The sequence below is a fragment of the Enterobacter cloacae complex sp. 6730903 genome (assembly GCF_048283985.1).
Taxonomy (GTDB): domain Bacteria; phylum Pseudomonadota; class Gammaproteobacteria; order Enterobacterales; family Enterobacteriaceae; genus Enterobacter; species Enterobacter hormaechei_C.
In genome coordinates, this window is record NZ_JBLVXX010000219.1 from 1 (window position 1) to 286 (window position 286).

Annotated in this window: 1 protein-coding gene; it reads right to left on the reverse strand. The window is 42.0% G+C overall.

All coding sequences use genetic code 11. The features are described from left to right. Positions 1-286 (reverse strand): hypothetical protein (locus ACNQ0W_RS25660; protein ID WP_417933339.1); only part of this gene is annotated, 286 nt, incomplete at both ends.

The following is a 286-nucleotide window of genomic DNA, read 5'->3' on the forward strand; positions in this document are numbered from 1 at the left end:
GTTCATTTGTCGAACCAAAATTAAAATAATGATGGCCGAAACTAATGGGACACCCACAACCCAGCCTACCAGTAGCTCGGGGCTATAGTTGGCATAGGTTTTTAAAGGTTCACGAACCCAGTTACCATGCATTTCTGGCGTTTGAATCCAGATACGTGGGCTAGGTTTAAATTGGAAATAGACAGTAACGTCTTTTGCGCCAATTTCATTTGCCAGTTTTTGCTCAACTTGGTTGGTAAAAAACTCGGCAATAATTTTATCGCGGACACTTGGATATTCTTTGGGG